The organism is Bradyrhizobium sp. 164, assembly GCF_023073715.1.
Lineage (GTDB): Bacteria > Pseudomonadota > Alphaproteobacteria > Rhizobiales > Xanthobacteraceae > Bradyrhizobium.
In genome coordinates this window covers 182974-204311 of sequence record NZ_JADPKA010000095.1, presented here as the reverse complement: position 1 = coordinate 204311, position 21338 = coordinate 182974, and the positions used below count along the sequence as shown (strand labels likewise).

21 protein-coding genes are annotated in these 21338 nt (G+C 63.9%); 10 read left to right on the top strand and 11 right to left on the bottom strand.

Annotated features, from left to right (window positions below; all coding sequences use genetic code 11):
* Nucleotides 1-254 precede the first annotated feature (254 nt).
* Nucleotides 255-749, bottom strand: coding sequence for a hypothetical protein (locus IVB01_RS29445; RefSeq protein ID WP_247277917.1), 495 nt, complete (start codon nt 747-749; stop codon nt 255-257).
* Between the two features lie 258 nt (nt 750-1007).
* Between IVB01_RS29445 and IVB01_RS29440 the strand changes: the two genes are divergently transcribed.
* Nucleotides 1008-4064, top strand: a complete 3057-nt coding sequence (locus tag IVB01_RS29440; protein ID WP_247277939.1) for an AAA family ATPase — start codon at nt 1008-1010, stop codon at nt 4062-4064.
* A gap of 95 nt (nt 4065-4159) precedes the next feature.
* On the opposite strand, the gene IVB01_RS29435 is transcribed toward IVB01_RS29440, so the two are convergent.
* The gene (locus IVB01_RS29435) at nt 4160-5362 is read right to left on the bottom strand and encodes an ABC transporter substrate-binding protein (protein ID WP_247277916.1); all 1203 of its coding nucleotides are present in this window, start codon (nt 5360-5362) and stop codon (nt 4160-4162) included.
* Nucleotides 5363-5560: 198 nt separating this feature from the next.
* Between IVB01_RS29435 and IVB01_RS29430 the strand changes: the two genes are divergently transcribed.
* Nucleotides 5561-7174 (top strand): acyl-CoA synthetase, encoded by a 1614-nt coding sequence (locus tag IVB01_RS29430; protein WP_247417199.1) that lies wholly within the window; start codon nt 5561-5563, stop codon nt 7172-7174.
* 135 nt (nt 7175-7309) lie between these two features.
* Here IVB01_RS29430 and IVB01_RS29425 read toward each other — a convergent pair whose 3' ends face one another.
* Complete coding sequence (locus IVB01_RS29425) at nt 7310-8509, bottom strand: MFS transporter (RefSeq protein ID WP_247277915.1); 1200 nt, start codon at nt 8507-8509, stop codon at nt 7310-7312.
* Between the two features lie 185 nt (nt 8510-8694).
* Here IVB01_RS29425 and IVB01_RS29420 point away from each other — a divergent pair, with 185 nt between their 5' ends.
* The 3 genes from IVB01_RS29420 to IVB01_RS29410 all read left to right on the top strand — a co-directional run bounded on the left by IVB01_RS29420 (nt 8695) and on the right by IVB01_RS29410 (nt 11631).
* On the top strand, nt 8695-9498 hold the full coding sequence (locus IVB01_RS29420; protein WP_247277914.1) for an MBL fold metallo-hydrolase: 804 nt from the start codon (nt 8695-8697) through the stop codon (nt 9496-9498).
* A gap of 154 nt (nt 9499-9652) precedes the next feature.
* The gene (locus tag IVB01_RS29415) at nt 9653-10669 is read left to right on the top strand and encodes an alpha/beta fold hydrolase (RefSeq protein WP_247277913.1); all 1017 of its coding nucleotides are present in this window, start codon (nt 9653-9655) and stop codon (nt 10667-10669) included.
* Nucleotides 10670-10683: 14 nt separating this feature from the next.
* Nucleotides 10684-11631 (top strand): fatty acid desaturase, encoded by a 948-nt coding sequence (locus tag IVB01_RS29410; RefSeq protein ID WP_247277912.1) that lies wholly within the window; start codon nt 10684-10686, stop codon nt 11629-11631.
* A 61-nt stretch (nt 11632-11692) separates the two neighbouring features.
* On the opposite strand, the gene IVB01_RS29405 is transcribed toward IVB01_RS29410, so the two are convergent.
* Nucleotides 11693-11941, bottom strand: a complete 249-nt coding sequence (locus IVB01_RS29405) for a hypothetical protein (protein WP_247417203.1) — start codon at nt 11939-11941, stop codon at nt 11693-11695.
* Nucleotides 11942-12076: 135 nt separating this feature from the next.
* Nucleotides 12077-13057 (bottom strand): YafY family protein, encoded by a 981-nt coding sequence (locus IVB01_RS29400; protein WP_247277910.1) that lies wholly within the window; start codon nt 13055-13057, stop codon nt 12077-12079.
* Between the two features lie 89 nt (nt 13058-13146).
* Here IVB01_RS29400 and IVB01_RS29395 point away from each other — a divergent pair, with 89 nt between their 5' ends.
* Nucleotides 13147-13791, top strand: coding sequence for a glutathione S-transferase family protein (locus IVB01_RS29395; RefSeq protein WP_247277909.1), 645 nt, complete (start codon nt 13147-13149; stop codon nt 13789-13791).
* 73 nt (nt 13792-13864) lie between these two features.
* On the opposite strand, the gene IVB01_RS29390 is transcribed toward IVB01_RS29395, so the two are convergent.
* The 4 genes from IVB01_RS29390 to IVB01_RS29375 form a co-directional block, all read right to left on the bottom strand.
* Nucleotides 13865-14647 carry an enoyl-CoA hydratase/isomerase family protein gene (locus IVB01_RS29390; RefSeq protein WP_247277908.1) on the bottom strand — a complete coding sequence of 261 codons (783 nt, stop codon included), beginning with the start codon at nt 14645-14647 and terminating at the stop codon, nt 13865-13867.
* Between the two features lie 12 nt (nt 14648-14659).
* On the bottom strand, nt 14660-15769 hold the full coding sequence (locus tag IVB01_RS29385) for a cyclic nucleotide-gated ion channel (protein WP_247277907.1): 1110 nt from the start codon (nt 15767-15769) through the stop codon (nt 14660-14662).
* A gap of 160 nt (nt 15770-15929) precedes the next feature.
* Entirely contained in the window at nt 15930-16148 is a 219-nt protein-coding gene (locus tag IVB01_RS29380; RefSeq protein WP_247277906.1) for a hypothetical protein, read from the bottom strand.
* 123 nt (nt 16149-16271) lie between these two features.
* Nucleotides 16272-17717, bottom strand: a complete 1446-nt coding sequence (locus IVB01_RS29375) for a TAXI family TRAP transporter solute-binding subunit (RefSeq protein WP_247277905.1) — start codon at nt 17715-17717, stop codon at nt 16272-16274.
* A 403-nt stretch (nt 17718-18120) separates the two neighbouring features.
* Between IVB01_RS29375 and IVB01_RS29370 the strand changes: the two genes are divergently transcribed.
* Both IVB01_RS29370 and IVB01_RS29365 read left to right on the top strand, forming a co-directional pair.
* Complete coding sequence (locus IVB01_RS29370) at nt 18121-18468, top strand: DUF3307 domain-containing protein (RefSeq protein ID WP_247277938.1); 348 nt, start codon at nt 18121-18123, stop codon at nt 18466-18468.
* Nucleotides 18469-18658: 190 nt separating this feature from the next.
* Nucleotides 18659-19069 carry a hypothetical protein gene (locus IVB01_RS29365; RefSeq protein WP_247277904.1) on the top strand — a complete coding sequence of 137 codons (411 nt, stop codon included), beginning with the start codon at nt 18659-18661 and terminating at the stop codon, nt 19067-19069.
* Here IVB01_RS29365 and IVB01_RS29360 read toward each other — a convergent pair.
* Nucleotides 19066-19389: a YkgJ family cysteine cluster protein gene (locus IVB01_RS29360; RefSeq protein ID WP_247277903.1), complete on the bottom strand. Its 324-nt coding sequence runs from the start codon at nt 19387-19389 to the stop codon at nt 19066-19068. The two genes, IVB01_RS29365 and IVB01_RS29360, sit on opposite strands and share 4 nt — an antisense overlap.
* 5 nt (nt 19390-19394) lie before the next feature.
* Nucleotides 19395-20093 carry a YafY family protein gene (locus IVB01_RS29355; protein WP_247495087.1) on the bottom strand — a complete coding sequence of 233 codons (699 nt, stop codon included), beginning with the start codon at nt 20091-20093 and terminating at the stop codon, nt 19395-19397.
* Nucleotides 20094-20206: 113 nt separating this feature from the next.
* Here IVB01_RS29355 and IVB01_RS29350 point away from each other — a divergent pair, with 113 nt between their 5' ends.
* Entirely contained in the window at nt 20207-20467 is a 261-nt protein-coding gene (locus IVB01_RS29350; RefSeq protein WP_247277901.1) for a hypothetical protein, read from the top strand.
* A 35-nt stretch (nt 20468-20502) separates the two neighbouring features.
* On the top strand, nt 20503-21231 hold the full coding sequence (locus IVB01_RS29345) for a glutathione S-transferase family protein (RefSeq protein WP_247495086.1): 729 nt from the start codon (nt 20503-20505) through the stop codon (nt 21229-21231).
* Nucleotides 21232-21338 lie beyond the last annotated feature (107 nt).

The window sequence follows — 21338 nt, the reverse complement described above, 5'->3', positions numbered from 1 at the left end:
GCGAACAGTGAGGCGTAACCGAGCATCTTCGTGCGACAGGCCCATGACGGCGGCTAGGACAGGCGCGACGCGTTGCGGCCGTGGCCTCAGCTCTCGGCTACACGATGCTGACAACGAGGTTGTCATGGGGTGCGCTCGAAGGGGTAGAGCGACGGACGGCACGCCTTGGCGGGTGGCATCAGTCGCAACAAGACGCCCGCGCGCCTGTCGCGGGCGGCAATGGGTTCTTGAACCAAGAAGAATGCTTCTGAAGATCACGATCGATGCGGACAGACCATCGTCAGATAGAGCAGCGTCGGCGCCTTGTCCTCGCCGTTCCTGTACTCCCACTCCAGCCGGATCTCGTGGCGGTGCGCATAGGCATCGCTCGCCTTGTGCGTGATGATGTTCGTCTTCATCGGGATCGGCGGTTCGGAATTGAAGCACTTCCGGACGCAGGCATCGAGCAGATCGCATCGCGTCAGAGGGATGACACCGGGCTCGTCCTTGGACAGCGGAGCCGTGTTCGGCTGGGTGCTGAGGTCGACGCGGGCCCGGCCCTTCTCCTTGTGCCAGTACTTGGCGCTTCCCTGCGGCCACTTGGATGGCGGGTTCAGGATCAGGTGATACTGGCCATATTCCAGCGTCGGCAGATCGATGTCGTCCGATTCCTTGAGCTTCGCGACGCTCTTTTTCATGTTCGCCAGGGGATAGTAATTTCTGTTCATCAAGTCTCGAAATGCCTTGCCGCTATATACCAGTCCGGCCATCGCCTCTTTCCCCGATATGTCTGTTGTCAAAACTTGGTGCTGGCGGCCGAAATACGCGTCACGCTGCCGCCGATCACACATTCGTTGTGTGCAGGCACGCTACCACCCACGACTGTACTTCGTCCAGAGAGCCGCGATCCGGTAACATCGCGTATCCCGCAAGCCCGATTGCCATGCATTCCTCTATGGGTAATGTACGCCAAACGCCTCGCAGGCGTTGGAGCGGGACTGCCGAGGCAGTTCGTTGAAGGCGCTGAAATGCATTGCTTCGCGTGTCAGTCGACGATTGATCCCGGCGATAGCTGGTGCTCCAAATGCGGAGCGGCGGTGCGCGAGCGCGTTGATCCCGACAGCGAGCGACGCTTTGTGACCATTCTGCGCGCTGACGTCGTCGATTCCACGGGACTTGTTGCGGAGCTCGAGCCGGAGGCGGCGGTGTCGCGTCTCGAACCGGCTCTTGCGGCGATGAGAGGCGCGGTGCGCCAGTTTGGCGGCATCGTCAGTAAAGAGTTGGGCGATGGGTTGGCCGCGGTATTCGGCGCTCCGATCGCCGACGACAACCATGCCCCGCTGGCCTGCCACGCAGCCATCGAACTTGTCCGGCGTGTCGGCAGCCTGGGAGATCCCGGGCTTCAGGTCCGGGTTGGCCTCCACTCAGGCCATGTGGTGGCCTACATGGTCGCCAGCGAATTTTCCAAAGTCTATGAGATCGGCGGAGCCGCCCAGCATCTGGCAGCCCGGCTGGAAGCAGCGGCCGAGGCGAACCAGATCTATGTCTCGCAAGCCTGCCAGGAGCTCGCGGACGGACATGTGCGCTTTGAATTCCTCGGCCGAAAAGCGCTCCGTGGTTTTGGCGAGCCCATGCCCGTGTACCGGATCATGGGCGCAAGCGATCTGTCGAGCTGGCGGGTCCGACGTGCGCGCAGCGTTTCCCGTTTCGTCGATCGCACGACGGAGCGGGCATTGCTATGGCGCGCGACGGAAAGGATTGCGGCCGGCCGGCAAACGGTTCTGCTGATGGGGGATGCCGGCATTGGTAAGTCGCGGCTCGCACATGAGTTCGCCCAGGACCTTCGAGCCAGCGGCTGGCGGCTGATCGATGCCGAGTGCAGCCCGAATCTCCAGGGCGCTCCGTACAGCGCCCTCAAGCGCCTGTTGCTCTCGGTCTTTGATGCAGCTGCGAGGGATCAGACCAGGACGGACGATCCCAGAGACGCGTTGCCGGTGGTGCAGCAGCGCGCCATCGACGCCGTCCTGGACTTGCCGATTTCCGATCCGCAATGGGACGAATTGGAGCCTCACGCCCGCGGCCGCGCGATTTCAGACGCGAGCTGCGCGATCGTCGCGAGCGTCGCCCGTCGCCAACGCACTGTCCTTCTGATCGAAGACCTGCATTGGATCGATCGGGCCAGCGACGCGATTGTGGCCACCCTCTCCGGGCTGCAAAGCCCCGATTTGCTTGTGCTGCTGACGACGCGGCCCAACGGAATGCCGGTGTGGATCGCAAATTGTCAGGCGGAGATCGTGGCGATGCGGCCTCTCGACGACGATTCGGGTCTGGCCATGCTCGCGGAGATGCTTGGCCCCGCTACCTCGAATACGGACCTGAAGAATCGGATCATCTCTCACACGGCCAACGTTCCGCTGTTCATCGAGGAGGTCTGCCGAAGTCTGAAGGACAGCGGCCTGCTTCTTGGCCAGTGGGGTGATCTTTCCGTTGCGCGTCCTGTGGACGAGCTCGGCATCCCCAGCAGCATTCAAGGTGTGATCGCGGCACGGCTCGATCGCGTGTCGCGGCAGGAAAGGTCACTTCTTCAGATCGCCGCGGCGCTCGGACGCCGGGCCAACCAAGCCATGTTGCGGAAAGTAGCGGCCCTGCCGGAAAAGGTTCTGCAGGATTGCCTCGCCGCACTCGACCGGGCCGAACTGCTGGTCAAGATCGACAGTGAGTTGGAGGACTCGCTCGAATTTCGGCACGAGATGGTCAGGCAGGTGACCTACGATTCCATGGTCGAGAAGGTGCGCGAAAGCATCCATGCCAGCATACTTGCCGCCCTCGAAGGCGACGAGGCATGGGCCGACGATCCGGATACGCTCTGCTATCACGCGACGCGAGCAAAGGACTGGCAGAAGGCGTTCGACCACGGCAGGAGCGCTGCTCGAAAATGTTTGGTTCGCTCGGCCTATGCCGGCGCGGTCGACTATTTCGAGATTGCGATGGGATCTCTCGACAAGACACCAGTGACGCACGCGCGCGAGGTGAACGCCATTGACATCCGAATGGAAGCACGTCTGGCCTTTGCCGGATCTGGGCGCGTCGCGGAAGCCCTGGATCTGGGAAGGGAGGCCGAACGGCGAGCCGATGCAATCAACGATATTGAGCGCAAGGTCGCGGCCATGACCATGAGGGCGGGCGCACAGAACTTCTATGGAGCGCCGGTCGAAGCTGTCGCGATCGGGGAAGACGTGGTGGATCTGGCGGAGAGCTCGGGCAATCCCGGCTGGCGCAATCTCGCCCAATATGGTCTTGGGCAGGCCTATTTTCTTTCCGGCCGCTACCATCAGGCCGAGAAGATGCTGGCCACGGCCCGCGTCCATCTCGCGGGTCCAACAGCGAGTGCTCCGATCGGCACGACCCCACGATCTTTGCTCCTCCTTTGCTGCATGATGAACAGCATCACCCACACCGTGATGGGCGAGCTCGATGCCGCCGAGCAGCTCCAGCGCGAGGCCGCTGCGATAGCGGGGGAGACCGGTCGGCCCTACGACCGCGTCGCGGCCGCCTATAGCGGCGGCTGGCTGAAGCTGGGGCAGAATGATCCGGCAGCCGCCGCTTCCATCCTCGAGGACGGCTTTGTCCTCGCGCAGAAGCACGGCATCCGGCTGTTCGTGCCGGTGCTCGCCTGCCATCTCGGCATGGCCTATCTGGACCAGGGCCTGTTCGACCGGGCGCGGGGCATGTTGACCGAGGCGCGCGAGGAGGCGAAGGCGGTCGGCTATACTTCGGCGGTGCTGCGCAGCTCGATCTACCTGGCGCTGGCGACCTGGCGCCTCGGCGACGCCGGGACTGCGCAGAACATGCTGCGCGAGGCGCGCAACACGGCGCGCCAGCAGGGGTTTTCGGGCCTCGAGGCCGAGGCCCTGCTTGGCGAAGCCGTGGTGACGCCGGCGTCCAGCGCCGAAGGCAAGGCGGCCATCCTCGCCGCGCTGCGCGCCAGCATCGCGATCGCCTCCGAGAGCGGCGCGCGGCCGCTCCAGCAGAAGGCCGAGGCGATACTGAACGACATGCTCGCGCGAGGCGACGAGCTGACCTGACCCCGGCGGGGTCCGCGACGGCACCGCTGCGGCCGACCTTAGCGTCACTGCGAACCAACTGAGGCCGACCGACGGGTTCTATGCTCGCGCGAGCCTCACTTCACCAGCGGACAGCCACCGTCCTTCAACGGCCGAAACGCCTGGTCGGCGGGCACCTCGGCGAGCAATTTGTAGTAGTCCCACGGCCCCTTCGATTCCTCCGGCTTCTTCACCTGGAACAGGTACATGCTGTGCACCATGCGGCCGTCCTCTCGCAGCACGCCGTTGTCGGTGAAGGCGTCGCGCACCGGCAGCTCGCGCATCTTGGCCATGACCGTCTTGGTGTCCTTCGTGCCCGCGGCCTGCACGGCCTTGAGGTAATGCAGCGTGGCGCTGTAGGTCGCGGCCTGGTTCATCGTCGGCATGCGCTTGACGCGCTCCAGGAAGCGCTTGCCGAAGGCGCGGGTCCTCTCGTTGAGATCCCAGTAATAGGCCTCGGTGACGATCAGCCCCTGCGCGAGTTTGAGGCCAAGGCTGTGCACGTCGGAGATGAACATCACGATCGCAGCCAGGTTCTGGCCGCCAGCGACGATGCCGAACTCGCCGGCCTGCTTGATCGCGTTGATGGTGTCGCCGCCGCCATTGGCGAGGCCGATGATCTTGGCCTTGGAGCCCTGGGCCTGGAGCAGGAATGACGAAAAGTCCGCGGTGTTGAGCGGATGCTTGACGCTGCCGAGCACCTTGCCGCCAGCCGCCCTCACCACGTCGCCGGTGTCGCGCTCGATGGAATGGCCGAACACGTAGTCCGCGGTAAGAAAGAACCAGCTGTCGCCGCCGTTCTTGACGATGGCGCTGCCGACGGTATGGGCGTTGGAATAGGTGTCGTAAGTCCAGTGCGCGGTGTAAGGCGAGCAGGATTTCCCGGTGATATCGGAGCTGGCCGCATCGGTTACGATCATGATCTTTTCGTACTGCTTCGACAGCTCCATCACCGCGAGCGCAGTGGCCGAAGTCGGCAGGTCGATAATCATGTCGACGCCCTCGGTCTCCCACCATTTGCGGGCGATGCTGGAGGCAACGTCGGGCTTGTTGAGCACGTCGGCCGAGACCAGGTCGATCGACTTGCCGAACATCTGTCCGCCAAAATCCTCGATCGCCATTTTGGTGGCCTCGACGTTCCCCATGCCGCCGATGTCGGAATAGACGGAGGAGAAGTCGGAGAGCACGCCGATCTTGAGCGGTGCCTGCTGGGCAGAAGACGAGCTGGTCGCGAGCACGGCGAGTCCGGCCGCGAAAGCGGCACGCATAATCCGGCACATGGCATTTCCTCTGATATTTATAATTGGTGCACCAGCCCAGATTGCCTCTCTGAAGTGCCAATTCTTGCGTAACGGCGCCGCGCTCGTCGGCTGAATTGACGCGGGCGATTGCGCCAACTACGGTTTGCGCAAACATGGGAAGCGTGCGCATGCACTGTTCGGGCCGGCCTCTGCGCCATCGCAAATTAGGGGACGGAAATGACCAGCGATACCGCAGCCACCATCGCGAAAGCCCGCGAGCATTCCATCGGCGATCTCCTACGCCGGTCGGCAGGCCGCGAGCCGAACAAGCTCGCGGTGAGCTGCGGCAATGTGAGCTGGAGCTTTGCCGAGATGGACACGATCTGCAACCGGCTCGGCCGCGGCCTGCTCGGTCTCGGCGTCAAAAAAGGCGACCGTCTCGCCGTGCTCTCGCGCAATTCGCACGCCTTCGCGGCGCTGCGCTTTGCCGTGGCACGGATCGGCGCCGTGCTGGTGCCGGTTAACTTCATGCTCAATCCGGACGAGATCAACTTCATCCTGAAGAGTTCTGGGGCAAGGCTGCTCGCAACCGGTCCTGATTTCGTCGAGCAAGCGAGCGCGGCCAGCGCCAAGGATTGCGCCGTCGAGAAGATGATCTGCTTGCCGGGCGAGGATCCGGCCACGGCACCTTCGGGCCTCACCACCTTCGATGATCTCTTGCATGCCGACGGCTCGTTCCTGGACGCGTCGGTCGACAGCCGCGATCTCGCGCAGATCGTCTACACCAGCGGCACGGAATCGCTGCCCAAGGGCGCGATGCTGACCCATGAAGCCGTGATGTGGCAGTATGTCAGCTGCATCATCGACGGCGGCATGAGCGTGGACGACAAGTTCCTGCACGCATTGCCGCTCTATCATTGCGCCCAGCTCGACGTGTTTCTGGGGCCGCAAATCTATCTCGGCGCTTCCGGCGTGATCACGGGCAAGCCGACCGCCGACAACATCCTGGCGCACATCCAGGCGCACAAGATCACCTCGTTCTTCGCGCCGCCGACGATCTGGATCGCGATGCTGCGCTCGCCGAATTTCGACAAGACCGACCTGTCGAGCTTGCAGAAGGGCTATTACGGCGCCTCGATCATGCCGGTGGAGGTGCTGCTCGAACTGCAGCGCCGCCTGCCCAACGTCAGATTCTGGAATTTCTACGGCCAGACCGAGATTGCGCCACTCGCGACCGTGCTGCGACCGGAGGATCAGCTGCGCAAGGCCGGCTCGGCCGGCAAGCCGGTGCTCAACGTCGAGACGCGGGTGGTCAACACTGCGATGGAGGACGTCAAGGTGGGTGAGGTCGGGGAGATCGTGCACCGCTCGCCGCATCTGCTCTCCGGCTATTACAACGATCCGGTGAAGACCGCGGCGGCGTTTTCAGGCGGCTGGTTTCACTCGGGCGATCTCGCTACCGTCGACGACGAGGGCCACATCACCGTGGTCGATCGCGTCAAGGACATGATCAAGACCGGCGGCGAGAACGTCGCAAGCCGCGAGGTCGAGGAAATGGTCTACCGCATCCCCGCTGTCTCCGAGGTCGCCGTCGTCGGCCTGCCCGATCCGCGCTGGATCGAGGCGGTGACCGCGATCATCGTGGTCAAGAACGGCGAAACGCTGGACGAAGAGTCCGTCATCAAGCATTGCGCCGGCCAGATGGCGCATTTCAAGGTCCCCAAGCGCGTCATCTTCGTGGATAGCTTGCCGAAGAATCCGAGCGGCAAGCTGCTCAAGCGGGAGCTGCGCCAGCGTTTCGTCGGCGGCGACACGCTCGACAAGGCGATCCAGAAGAATTTTGCAACATGAACGCGCTTTTCGCCTCTCCATGTGCGGGGAGAGCTGGAAATTTGAGAGAGAGAATCCCGGGTGAGGGGGCCCCGCGACTCCGCAGTCAGCCTTGGAACAACAGCGTTTCCACATCGTCATTGCGGAGATGCGCCCTCAATACTTCTTCACCGTCGCGGCGAACGCCAGCCACAGCGCCATCGAGGCTAGCCCAAAGCCGCCGAGCAGGAGGAACGTCGGGCCGTAGCCGATCCATTGCGCGATCCAGCCACCGAGCGCGGGACTGAAGCTCGCGCCGACGCCCTGCACCGTGATTACCGCGCCTTGGCCTAGATTGATGCGACCGGTTCCGTTAAGGGACCGCGCGACCATGCCGGGGACGGCAACGGTCTGGAGTCCGGTGCCGATGCCGTCGAGCACCTGCATTGGCACGACGCCCCACCATCCCGTGACGAAGAAAGCAAGCACGCCGCGGATGGGCAGGAACATGAAGGAGATGAGGATCACCGGCCAGTAATTGCGCTTGCTCGCGGCCTTCATCGCGATCAGCGAGGTCACGATCATCACGCCCTGCGCAATCACGACAGTGGTCGCGACGAAGCTCGGGCCATTGGCCTGCCCGTCGGCCACTGCCGCAAGTCCATAGAGTGGCACGATCGCGGCATTGCCGAGATGGAAAAGGGCGAGCGCGAGTGCCAGCACGAGCAGCGGCTTGTGCTTGAGCAGCATCGTCATCGCATCCGGCGGAGCTTTGGAGTCGTCCTCCTTGCTGCCGCGCGCGGCGCGATCATCGATCGCCTTGGCGGGAATCATCAGCACGCAGGCGATCGCGATGGCGCCGAATATGGCCGCCAGCACGAACACGGCGATATAGCCGAACTTGTAGCCGAGATAGCCCGACAGCGCGGCGCCGACCATGTTGCCGGCGTGGTTGAATGCCTGGTTGCGGCCGTTGAGCGCGTTGAAGCCCTTCTGCTTGGCGATGCCGAGCGTGATGCCTGTCACCGCCGGCACGATCGCGGCGCTCGCCAGCGATTGGGCGACCTGGGAAAAGGTGACGGCCCAGAAATTTTGCGAGATCAGGATGATTGCAGATGCCAGCACCACGCAGATGCCGGGGATGACGACCCACATGCGCTTGTTGCGGCTGGAATCGATTAGGCCGCCGATCGGGGTGGTGATCAACATGCCCGCGACGTTGCCGATCGTCAGTGCTGTGCCGATCAATCCACTCGCCCAGCCGCGCTCCTGGAGGAAGACGCCGACGAACGGCCCGATGCCCGACTGCATGTCGGCCATGAAGAAGTTGAGCGCGAACAGGGGCCAGATACGAGACGGTGAAGGGCGCGATGTCATCGAGACGCTGAACGCAATGCTGCCGATCGAATAGGATCTCGCATGAGGCGGAGAGTTCGGGCCCATGGGCGCCCGGGCGGACCAGAACCTAACCTGCGCTCGTCGCGTTGGTTCCGATCGCCCTTGCGATCGCATGACCGCGACGTCATGTCATACTTGCGACTGTCTCGATCAGGATCTCGGCCATGCCACTCTGGACCTGCGAAACCTGCGGCGCGCAATTTCCGGACAGCGGACATCCGCCCGCATCCTGCCCGATCTGCGAGGACGAACGGCAGTTTGTGGGCTGGAAAGGGCAAAGTTTCCTGACTCGCGAGGCGCTGGCAGAACGCCACCGCGTCGTCTGGCGCGACGATCACGGCCTGACCGGCCTCTCGCTCGAGCCGAGCTTCGCCATCGGCCAGCGCGCGCTGCTGGTCCCGCTCAGCGGCGGCTGCATGATGTGGGACTGCATACCGCTGGCAACACCAGAGGCGATTGCGCATGTGCGTTCGCTCGGCGAACTGAAGGCGATCGCGATCTCGCATCCGCATTATTATGGCGCGCTCGCCGACTGGAGCGAGGCGTTCGGCGGCGTGCCGATCTATCTACACTCAGATGATCGCCAATGGGTGACGCGGCCGCATGCATCGATCGTGCACTGGACCGGCGATTACCACCGCATCTCCGACGACGTGCTGCTGCTGCGCACCGGCGGTCATTTCGCCGGTGCCACCGTGCTGCACTGGCGGCACGGTGCGGACGGCAGGGGCGCGCTGCTCACCGGCGATATCGCGCAGGTGACGATGGATCGCCGGTTCGTCAGCTTCATGTATTCCTACCCCAACTACATGCCGCTCAACGCCGCCGCGGTGCGGCGGATCGCATCTGCCGTTGAGCCGCTCGCCTTCGACCGCATCTATGGCGCCTGGTGGGGCCGCAACGTCGCCGCAGGCGCCAAGGCCGCTTTTGCTACCTCGGTCGCACGCTATCTGGCGGCCATCGCCTGAGCCACATGCCGTTTTGGGAGCGCTTGCCGCGCCAGAATAACTGTACTATAAGTACAATTATTGAGCGCGGGCGATGGCGCGCTGGCGGATTCGGCATGATCGGTGCATTGCAAAACGCCGCGCGCCTTGCGATGCGTGAGCGGGAGTTTGGCCCATGACGGCAGAGAGCGACTACGGGATATTCGAGGCCGGCGACGTCACGCTCCAGTCCGGCACCGTCTTTCCCGGGCTGAAGCTCGCCTACAAGACTTATGGAACGCTGAGCCCGGCCAGGGACAACGTCATCCTCTATCCGACCTCTTTCAGCGCGCAGCACGTCGACACCGAATGGCTGATCGGGCCCGACGGCGTGCTCGATCCGACGCGCTACTTCATCATCATACCGAACCTGTTCGGCAACGGCCTGTCCTCATCGCCGTCGAATACCGCCGCGCCGTTCCCGAAGGTCACCTATCACGACGCGATCTCGGTCCAGCACCGGCTGCTCACCGAATGTTTCGGCATCTCGAAGCTCACGCTGGTCTATGGCTGGTCGATGGGCGGTATGCAGGCCTATCATTGGGCGGCGCTACACCCTGATATGGTGGAGCGCGCAGCGATCGTCTGCGGCAGCGCGCGCTGCGCGCCCTATAATCATGTCTTTCTCGAAAGCGTGAAGGCCGCCCTGACCGCCGATCCCGCCTTCCGCGATGGCCGCTTCGTCGAGAAGCCCGTCGCCGGCTACCGCGCGATGGGACGTGTCTATGCCGGCTGGGCGATGTCGCACGGCTTCTATCGCGACGAGATTTGGCGCGACACCGGTTTCACCTCGCTCGAAGATTATCTCGTGCGTGGCTGGGATGCCGCCTTTGCGCGACGCGACGCCAACGATCTCCTGGCGCAGATCGAGATCTGGCAGAATGGCGACGTCAGCCGCTGCGCCGCATTCGGTGGCGATTTCGGCCGCGCGCTCGGCGCGATCAAGGCCCATATGTTGCTGATGCCGGGTGCGACCGATCGCTATTTCGACGTCCGCGACAACGAAGATGAGCTCGGCCGGTTGACCAGCGCGAAATCTGCGGTGTTGCATCCGATCCCGTCGCTGCACGGCCATCGCGCCGGCAACCCCGTCAACAATCCGCGCGATCAGGCTTTCATCAAGGCCGAGATCGCAGCGCTTCTCAGCAGGTAGGCAGGCATCCTGACATGGCTGACACAATTGTTTCAGAACCCGGCCATCGCTTGAAGCCGCTGACATCGGCGATGCTGCGCCAATTGTCGGTCCGCTCCGACCTCAGGGGCGCGGCGCAGAGCCTCGGCCATTATGGCGCGATCGTGCTGGTGGGCATGCTGATCTGGATGGTCGCCTCGCGCCATGGCGTGCTTTGGGCGCTGCCGTTGATGGCTGTGCAGGGCTATGTCGTTGCCTTCCTGTTCATGGCGGTGCACGAGACAGCGCACAAGACCGCTTTCAAAAGCCGCGGCCTCAATCTCGCAATTGGCTATCTCTCGGCTTTCATCATTGGATTGCCTTACGAATATTATTGCCTGTTCCACTGGGATCACCACCGCTACACCCAGGATCCGGACAAGGACCCCGAGCTGATTGTCGGCGTGAAGCCGAAATCCGACACCCAGCTCGCGATCGCCTATAGCGGCCTGCTTCAGGTCGCCGGCCGGCTATGGCTGATGCTCGGCCATGCCATCACCGGCAAGGTCGTCGTGCCGTGGATCCCCGAGAGCAAGCGCTCCATCATCATGGCCGAGGCGCGCGCCTATGTCGCGCTCTACGCGATGTTGTTTGCGCTGTCGCTGTGGCTCTCGTCGGCCATGCTGCTCTGGGTCTGGATCGTCCCACTCGTAATCGGGCAGTTCTTCCTGCGGCCCTATCTCTACGCCGAGCATACTGGCTGCGACCGCACCCGCAGCGCCTTCCAGAATACCCGCACGACCTATACCGGCGCGATCGTCAAATGGTTCGCGTGGAACATGCCCTATCATGTCGAGCATCACGCCTATCCCTCGATCCCCTTTCATGCGCTGCCGAAGCTGAACGAGATCGTCGATGGCGAGATTGTCCATCGCGGCCGCGGCTACATCAGAACGACGCGCGAGACCTGGGCCTGGTTTCGCCGGCAGCGGCAGGTTGGCTAGCTAGCTCAACGCAAAGGCCCCGATCGCGGAGCGATCGGGGCTCTGTCGACGATGCGAGGTATCAGTAGATCCCGTAGGCGCAGACATTCACGACGCGCACGCGCAGGCCGTGACGGGTCTGGACGAGGCGCTCTTGGTAGCAGTTGCTGACGCCGGTGTTGACGTAGACGCCGCCAAAGCCCCAGCCGGGACCCCAATGGTGATGACCCCAGTGGTGATGGAAGCCGCCGGCCGAGGCGGCGGTGGGAGCGAGCGCGGCAACGCCGAGCGAGCCGGCAGCGATCAGACCAAGTGCAAGCTTACGAAACATCTTCATTCTCCATTTGGCGCAGTGCCATTGTTGTGTCCCTGCATCTCGGTCGGACCGAGACGCGATTGCGTTCATGGCGTTGGCTCAGAATCGTGTTTCAGGATTGTTTCGTGGGCCGCGGCAAATGTGCCGCCGTCAGGCTTTCCGCGCCAGGCGATAGCGTGCGGCCATCGCCTGCGTCAGCTCCATCATCTTGTCGCGGAGATCGGCGGGCTCCAGCACTTCGGCCTCGGGGCCCAACCGCAGCAGTTCGGCCGCGGCATGCCATGACGTCTTGCCGATCGGGACCTTGGCGATGCGCCAGCCGTCTGCGTCGGCGGTCTCTTCAAGCTGCGTGCGTGCCTTGACGTAAGGCTGGCTCAACGCGTCCAGCAGCTTGACGCCGAATGGCGACAGCCGGACAATCGCCACATTGGGGTGCATCTCGGCCTCGAGACGAAGTGTCGCGGCCTGCCAGTAGGAAGCGAGATCGAACCCGGCGGGACGATCGAAGCGATCGTCGAGCGCCGTGCAGTCGAGCACCCGCGCGATGCGATAGGTGCGCACATTGCCGTCGACTTGCCCTGCGAGATACCAGCTGCCGCCCTTCAGCACGAGGCCGAGCGGAGCGACGCGGCGTTGCTTCTCTGCGCGCCAGCTTTGGTAGCGGATCTTGATCAGCGTCCCCCGCAACGCTGCGCCAGCGATGGCGCGCAGATGCTTTGGGTCTTCGGCCTCGCCGAACCAGCCCGGCGCGTCCAGGTGAAATCGCTCCTGCATCCGCCCGGCGTCGTCGCGCAGATTCGCGGGCAGCGCCGCCATCAACTTGTTCTGCGCGGCGATCATCGCGGCGTCGAACCCCAGCGCCGCGGCCGGGCCCGGCAATCCCGCCAGGAACAGCGCGCCTGCCTCGCTTTGCGACAGTCCGTTCAGCCGCACGCGATAGCCGTCAAGCAGGCGATAGCCGCCCTCCGCGCCGCGGTCGGCGTAGACAGGCACGCCGGACGCGGCGAGCGCATCGATGTCGCGATAGATCGTGCGCACCGACACCTCGCAGGCTTCCGCGAGCTCGGGCGCGGTGACCTGCCCCTTGGCCTGGAGGGTGGTGAGGATCGACAACATCCGGCTCGCGCGCATGATCTCCTTAGATCATACCTGACACAAGATGTCAGGTATGATCCGCTACAAGCTGCGCTATAGCCAAAAGGCCAGATGGGAGACCCGCCATGACCGATGCGAACCGCATCACGCTGTACTATTCGCCCCAGAGCCGCGCCACCGGCACGCGGGTGTTGCTGGAGGAGTTGGGCGCGCCCTATGATCTCCATGTCCTCAACATGAAAGCCGGCGAGCAGCGCAAGCCCGCCTATCTCGCCATCAACCCGCTCGGCAAGGTGCCCGCGGTCCGCCACGGCGAGGCGCTTGTGACCGAGCAGGTCGCGATCACCATCTATCTCGCCGATCTCTTCCCGCAGGCGGGGCTGACGCCCGCGTTGAACGATCCGCTGCGCGGGCCTTACCTGCGCTGGATTGCCTATTACGGCTCATCCTTCGAGCCGGCCCTCATCGACAAGTTCATGCAGCGCGAGCCGGCGCCGATCACGCAATCGCCCTATGCCGATTACGACACCATGCTGGGCGCGCTCGAGGCGCAGCTGGCGAAGGGGCCGTATCTGCTCGGCGAGCGCATGACGGCGGCGGACGTGCTGTGGGGCGTCGCGTTAAGCTGGACCATGATGTTCGGTATCGTGCCGAAGAAGGACGTTTTCGTCCGCTATGCCGAGCGCATGACATCGCGGCCTGCGTTCCAGCGCATCAATGCGGCGGATGAGGAGATGGCCGCGCAGCATGCGGCGGCCGCTGGAGGATGATAGGGTCGCGCGCCCGAGGCGCGCTGGTCGGGACGACAATGCAATATGTGGCGGCATCGTCCCCCACAAGCTCTCAAAACCGCGGCGGCCGCTTCTCCGCGAACGCCTTGATGCCTTCCTTGATCTCGTCGCCGCGCATACTGTCGCGGTGACGCTGGTCGGCGGCGGCTTCGTCCAGCTCCCCGCGAGCGAATTCGTTGATGGCGCGCTTCATGCCGCGCATCGCCTGCGGCGCGTTGCCGGCGAGGATAGTGGCGAGCCTGTCGACCTCCTCGTCCAGGAATTCCAGCGGCTCCACGGCAGTGAGATAGCCGATGCGCAGCATTTCGGGAGCGCTGATCTTCTGCGCGGTCAGAAACAGTTTCTTGGCATTATCGGCGCCGAGCCGGGTCACGTAGCGCTTGATGCCGCTCGGGTAATAATGCAGCCCGAGCCGCGCCGCCGGCATGAACATCTCGGCGGTGTCGACGCCGATGCGGAAATCGCAGGCCAGCGCGAGGTCGGTCGAGCCGCCATAGACGCCGCCGTTGAGCCGGCAGATCGTCGGTACGCCCAAATCCTCGAGCCGATTGACGACCGCCTCGAACGCCGAGCCCGCGCTCTGCTGCTCCTGGGCGCTGACAGCGCGTTCCGCCACCGAGTTGAGATCGTAGCCCGCGGAGAAGGCGCGCCCGGTGCCGGTGAGCACCAGCACGCGGATATCAGGATCGCTCTCGATCCGGTCGAACAATTTGACCAGTTCGCCAAGATCCTCCGCCTGGAGCCGGTTGAGATGCTTTGGTCTGTTGAGGCGGATGGTGGCGCGTGCGCCAGTGATTTCGAGCACGGGGCTGGTCGCGTCGGCTGCGTCCGACATTCTTGTCTCCATTCATGTGTTTTCGAGCGCGCGCCGCTTCGCCTCGGCGTCGATGGTTTCGGCGAGCTCGGGATGTCGCGCCATCAGCACGCGGAAATCGACGAGGTCGAGCACCAACAGCCGCGACACTTTCGTGGTCGAGACATTGGCGCCGCGCCTGTTGTTGCCGAGCAGCGCCATCTCACCGAAGAAGGCGCCCTCGCCGAGCTGCACCTTCTTGCCGGGCAGGTCGACCTCGACCTCGCCGGCGGCGATGAAATATATGCAGTCGCCTTGCGTGTCCTTGCGGATGACTATGGTGCGTGCTGGCAGCTCCATGGTACGCAGCATGTGGGTGACGTCGGCGATGGCCGCAGGCCCGAGCGCCGCGAAGAACGGCACCTTGCTGACGGCTTCCCAGGTCTTGAGGAAATTGTCGCGCCTGGTCTCCGCGGCAAAGCCGGTCGCCAGAATACCGGTCCACAGCCCGAACACGCCGAGGCCGGAGATCATCACCAGCGCCGCCACCATGCGTCCGAGCGGAGTGATCGGCACGACGTCGCCATAGCCCGTCGTCGTCAGTGTGGCGACGGCCCACCATAGCGCGGCAGGGACGCTGCCAAACGTCTGCGGCTGCACGTCCCTTTCCAGGAAATATTCGGCGACCGAGGCGAGGAAGATCACCATCAAGAAGATCACGAGCACGCTGATCAGCGGTCCCGATTCCAGCACCAGCACGCGGCGCAGCTGTCGCAAGCCCGGAATGCCCGGCACCACCTTCAGCACCCAGAGCACGCTGAGCAGCCATGCGGTCTTCGGCTCGACGCCGAGAACCAGCGCAGTCGGCACGGCCAGCGCTCCGACCGCGTCGACGATGCCGGCCGAGGACGACATGTAGAGCGAAAGCCGCCCCTGCCGCGTCATATGGCGCAGCCGGACCAGCCATTCGAATACGAAATAGAGGAGGCAGGCCCACAGCAGGATATCGACCCAGCGGCGCGACGCCTCATAAGCCGGATTGTCCGTCAGCAGCACCATGCTGAGCACGCCAACGCCGACGGCCACATAGGCCGCCTTGGTCATGTTGCGGCCGGCCGTGGCGGCCGCAAACTGGGCCAGAGCGGAGATCAGCGGCTTGGACATGGGGAAGGCGGCTCGGTTCTGGCTCGTGGTCCCGGCTGGGACTTCAGGGCCAAAGTGCCCGCCCGGGCCTAGGCCGTCAACGACGGCCTCGGGCCGCAGCGTCGTCGGGGGCGGACAGTGAAGGCGGGTAAGGTGCCTGGCGGAGCGCCAGGCCGAGACGCTACCTGAAATGCGGTGGCTCGTCGTAGCCGCGGCGGCTGCTGAAAAACAGCAGCACCATCAGGCCAACGCCGACGACGACGGAAAATCCAGCCCCCAGCGCGAGGGCCCAATAGCCTTCCGTCGGGATCGGCTCGCCTTCGACCGCCATGGCGGAATAGGCGAAATAGCCAACCGCCGCCAGCATTCCCAGCAGGAAGATGACGAGGAGTGTACGCATGGCGCGTTCTCCGGTTGCAATCCGGGAGCCAACGGTTGTGGCTGGTGACGGTTCCTGAGTTCCGGCCGTCGACTCCCGGGCAAGACGTCCGTCAGCCCGAGCTGAGGGCATCAAACCCGCGGATCAGGCGCTCTGGGCAGTCTTGACCACCACGACATTGCTGTCGTCGTGCTGGGGCGAGCCGGCATCGCGGGCGGCCTGTTCATTCTCGCTCGCATGACGTTTCAGATAGTCGCGGCGCATCCCGATCTCGTCGCGGACGAGCTCATAGCCCAGCTTGAAGGTATCGAGCCCGTCGGTGCTAATCGTACCATCTCTGAGTCCAATGACGGCCCCGCGCAAGATGCTCTCCAACTCGTCCTGGAGGCACTCGAGCTGATCCAGCGAATGGGCGTGCTCGATCCGCTCGCCGATGTCGAGAATGGCGGTGGAGAGCTCGCTGGCCTTCTCCGGCGCGATCCTCGTGATCTTGGCGTAGATCGCAGCGAAGATCGAGCCGATGATGCTGAGCGCGCCGGCGCCCAGATACATCAGGTCGCTGTACTTATCCATGAACGACTTGGTGTCGTCGTTGATGTAATCGGCGGCGCCCCGATGCGCGATCACGAAGGCGTCCTTCTCGACAGAGGCCGGCTCTATCCTGGTGGCGAAGCCGTTCTCGAGCCCGAGCGCGGATTTGTTCTCGTAGACGATGCGCGCGAGCTCGCCTGCGGTGGTCGGCGACATCCTGGATTGTGCGACCAGGAGCCATTCGAGCCCGATGGTATCGAGATCGTCCTCGGGAATTTGCGGGGACGCCGACAACGTGCCCGCTGTCAGCGTCTCGTCGGAAATGCCCGGGAATTTGCGCGCCAGCGCCTTGGCCTCGTCGATCGCGTTGAGCGTGAAGCCGCCGCGCTTGGCGACCTGCTCATAGGACTTGTCCCTGACAGCTCTGGAGGCGTGGACGATGGCAATCACCGCGCCAAAGCCATTTGTCGGGGCAAACAGCTTGTCGAGCGTTGCGCCCTGCGGCGCCATCTGGATTTTCGTGGCATCGGGGCCGTCGGGGACGTCGAGAACACTGCGGACGAAGGCGAGCGAGGATTCGTTCTCGGCGAGGACCGCGACCTTCTTCTTTTTCAACTCGGCGAGCGACTTGATCTTCTTGTTGCCGGGACCAAGCAGGAGCACGAGATCGTGCTCGAGGATCGCAAGCGTGCGCGCCCGCAGCGGCACTTTCGCGTCCGTGCGCAACACGGCGAGGTCGGCCTGCTTGCGATCGAACTGCGCGATTGCCTTGCCGTTGTCCGCATTGTTGACAATCTTGATCCGAAAGCGCGAGGCGTTGTTCTTCAGGAGAGCGGCGAGCTTGGCCGCGAACAGCGCCTCGTCGCTGTTGGGGCCGCCGACGGCAAAGGTCAGCGTTTCCGAATTGTGCACCAACGTGCGGCCGGCCCAGACGGTGGCAAGCGACAGCAGCAGAGTCAGCACGACGTAGAGGAAGACCTGCTGCTGGTTGGTCTTGATCACTTTGGGGCGCCGGGGCAGCGGCTCGATCGGTGATGCGGTGGGGCCTTCAGCACTCATGGCAGCACTCCGGCCTTATTCTTTGGCTGGCGGCGGCGCGTGGACGGGAAGCGCAGCGGGCGCCTGTAATTCGTAAACGCCTGAAAAAAGAACGTATTTCTCTACCGCCAATGATAGCGCCAAGGTCGCGGAATGCAAATTTCGAGCCGTAGGTAACCTTACCCGGCGCCACCGCGGCGATTGGTCATCTATCACCAGTTAGCCACAGTTGACGATTTTCCGGTTCCCCCCGGCTGCATTCCGCCGCGGGAGATGTCATAAATCAGAGGTCCCGGCCGTTTGACCGGTCCAAGAAGAAGTTGCGCTGAACGCTCCAATTTTTCTTGTCACGTCAATGAAGGGCGTCAGCTTGTCGTTTCCACCCATGTCATCGGCGGTTCCGGTTGAAGCGCTCATTGGCTGGATGCTGCTGCTCACCTTCAAGCACATCATCGCCGATTTCGTCCTCCAGACCGCCTGGATGGCGCAGGGCAAGGACCAGAAGCACGGCTGGGCCCTACCGCTTTTGGTGCACTGCCTCGTTCACCTTGCGGTTGCATTGCCGCTGATCCTGATCGTGGCCCCGAAATTCTGGTTCGTGGCGTTCATCGATTTCGTGATCCACATCACGATCGACCGCGCCAAGGGATTGGTCTCGGCAAATTTCGGTGTCGACATGGCGCACCCCTGGTTCTGGACCCTGATCGGCGTCGACCAAGCACTGCATCACCTCACCGGCTTCGGGCTCTCCATCTTCATGGCGGCGAACTGAGGCCGGGCTTAGCGCGATGCGGGGCAATTCCTGACCGGCATCAAAAAGCCCCGGCCATGCCGCTGTGGCGGCAGTCGCGTTCCCGTGATTCGCGGCCAGGGCGCAAGGACCCCGGGTGACTACCGGGCAGAGTGGTTAACCTTTCGTTAGAGAATTGCGCGGCATCTTCCGTACACGAGGGAGAACTGCAATGTTTTCAAGCCGCGACACCTTTGAAAGCGATTTCTGCCCGGTCCGCGACGAGCTCCTTGGCGAGATGTACCGCGCCAGCGAGAGTGGCCTGCCCAGGTTGGTTGAGAGTGTTTCCCCTGACGCGCGCGCCAGGCTGGCGCTGTTCTGCTATCGCCGCAGCCACCTGCATTCGCTGGCGCTCGCGATCGCTGCAAGCTGTAGCGAGCGCGACCTGATCGAGAACGGCGGCCGTGTCGGTTCGACGCTCTATGCGCTGTCGCGCGCAGGCGCCGCGAAATCCTCGCCGTCGCTGTCGGGGGGGCGCAAGCCGATCACGCTGTCGACCAAGCCGCTCTCGGTGCTGGCCCCGCTCGAGGACGAGCTCGATGACGAGATCAGCGACGAGATCGGCGTAGCCGTTCCGGCTTAGACGGCCTCTAGCGCTGGAAGCCCGAATTTCCGCCGCGCCATCGTGCATTCGGCGTCGCCCGGCATGCAGGTGCGGCACACCTCCGGCCGCACCGCGTAGATGCCGCATGCCGTCGCCGTGCCGATCTCTCCCTTCAGCGCCGAGCAGCGATCGCCCTCGCAGCGCATGCCGGATTGGCGCGCGTTGACGAGCGCCTCCGGAATAGCTGCAAGCTCTTCGTCGCTCTCGATCGAGAAGCGCGGCCAGTTCGCCGAATAGCCGCAGCAAGCACCGCAACTCTGGCAACAGCTCGACGGATCGAGCGGCGAGGTCTGTTCCATCGTGGTCACGTGTCCTTTGGCGGACCCCAGACCAGGCTCTGCCGCCATCTTGCGCGCAGCACGTCGCGCCGCTCCGGATATTTTTCGTCGAGATAGGTTGCCTCCACCACGCGGTCGGTGCGGAAGCTGCGGAAGTCGCTGCGCAGCTCGCACCAAGCCGCGATCAGGCGCACGGCTTCGAGATAGCCGACCGAAATCGGCCAGATCATACGCTCGCTGGGGCGGCCCTGCTCGTCGCGATAGCGCAACATGATCTTCTTGCCTTCGTGGATCTGGGTGCGCGTGCGCGCCATGTCGAGGCGGTCCGGCTCCCTGTTCCAGCTTGGCCGCGCGCGGCTCGCCGGCTCCAGCACGAAGGGACGCAGGCGCTCGGGGACGGTGTCGGCGATCTTGGCCATCAAATCTTCGGCGGCGCGCGCCAGCGCGGAATCGGCGTGGCCCGCGACCCATTGCGCGCCCAGCACTGCTGCCTCGATCTCGTCGGGCGTCAGCATCAGCGGCGGCAAGTCGAAACCCTTTTCCAGGATGTAGCCCATGCCGGCTTCGCCGCGAATCGGCACGCGCTGGCCGATGAGCGTTGCGATGTCGCGATAGATGGTGCGCTTCGAAGTCTCGAGTTCGGCCGCGATCGCGTCCGCCGTGAGCGGTTTACGCGTACGCCTCAGCACCTGGATGATCTGAAACAGCCGGTCGGCACGTCTCATGACTGGTCTCTTGTTCCTGGTCTTTTCAAAAGGCGGCGCGCGGCTGCTGACAGGATGTTGGCAGCAGGGGAGTTCTATACCGGGACAACACGTCGACTGAAGAGGATTTGTCCATGATCATTCCAACCCATTTCGGCTCGGCCAGTCCGCTGTGGCGCGCCCAGATGTGGCAGGCCCGGGGGCTTAGCCGCCTCGTCTCGTTCGATCTCATGGCTGCTGACCTCCGATTTGCGTTCGCAAGCGTGGTGGCACGCTCGCTGATCCAGGCTGCGGACGCGCTCGTCCACCACATCATGGGCCGCGCCTGGCAGGGGGCCCGTTTCGCAGAAGATATCACGGCTGCTGCCACCATGGTGGCAGCAGCGGGCAGATAGGTTCCGTCAGTTTCGGTAGGTTCAGGAGAGGTTTCATGATCACGCTTTACGGCTTTGGCACCGGCTTCGGCCTGCCGGAAATCAGCCCCTTCGTCACCAAGACGGAGGTGCAGCTCAAGATGGCGGGGTTGCCCTACCGGAAGGAGCGCGCGATGCCGCCCGCTTCGCCCAAGGGGCAGCTGCCCTTCATCGACGACGGCGGCGAGGCGGTGGCCGATTCCACCTTCATCCGCGCCCATATCGAGCGGCGCTACGGCTTCGATTTCGACGCCGGCCTGTCGCTGACCGAGCGCGCACAGGCCTGGGCGTTCGAGCGGATGATCGAGCACCACGTCTATTGGGCGCTGGTCGGGGCGCGTTGGGTCGATCCGGTCAATTTCGCCAAGGGCCCGTCGCATTTCTTCGACGGCGCGCCCGAACATAGCCGTGAGAAGCTGCGCGAGGACGCGCAATTCCGTGTTGCCGAGAATTATCTGCTCTCCGGGTTGGGCCGCCACGCGCCCGACGACGATGTCGATCTCGCCGTACGCTCGCTGTTCGCGCTCGCGGTGCAGCTTGGCGACAAGTCGTATCTGATGGGCAGCAGGCCCTGCGGCGTCGATGCCACCGCTTTCGACGCACTTGCCGGGATCCTGACGCCGTTCTTCGAATCGGCCTTGCGCAAGCGCGCCGAGGGATTTCCGAACCTCACGACCTATGTCGACCGCATGATGGACACGTATTATCCGGAGTTCGCCTGGACCCCGTTGCGGCAGGCGGCTTGAGGCGCAATTCGCGTCCATCGCTCGCTGCACCTCTCCCGCTTGCGAGAGCTTTGCATAATTGGATGTGCGGGAGTGATTCCCGCTGCCGGGCTTTTTGCGCGGCGTCG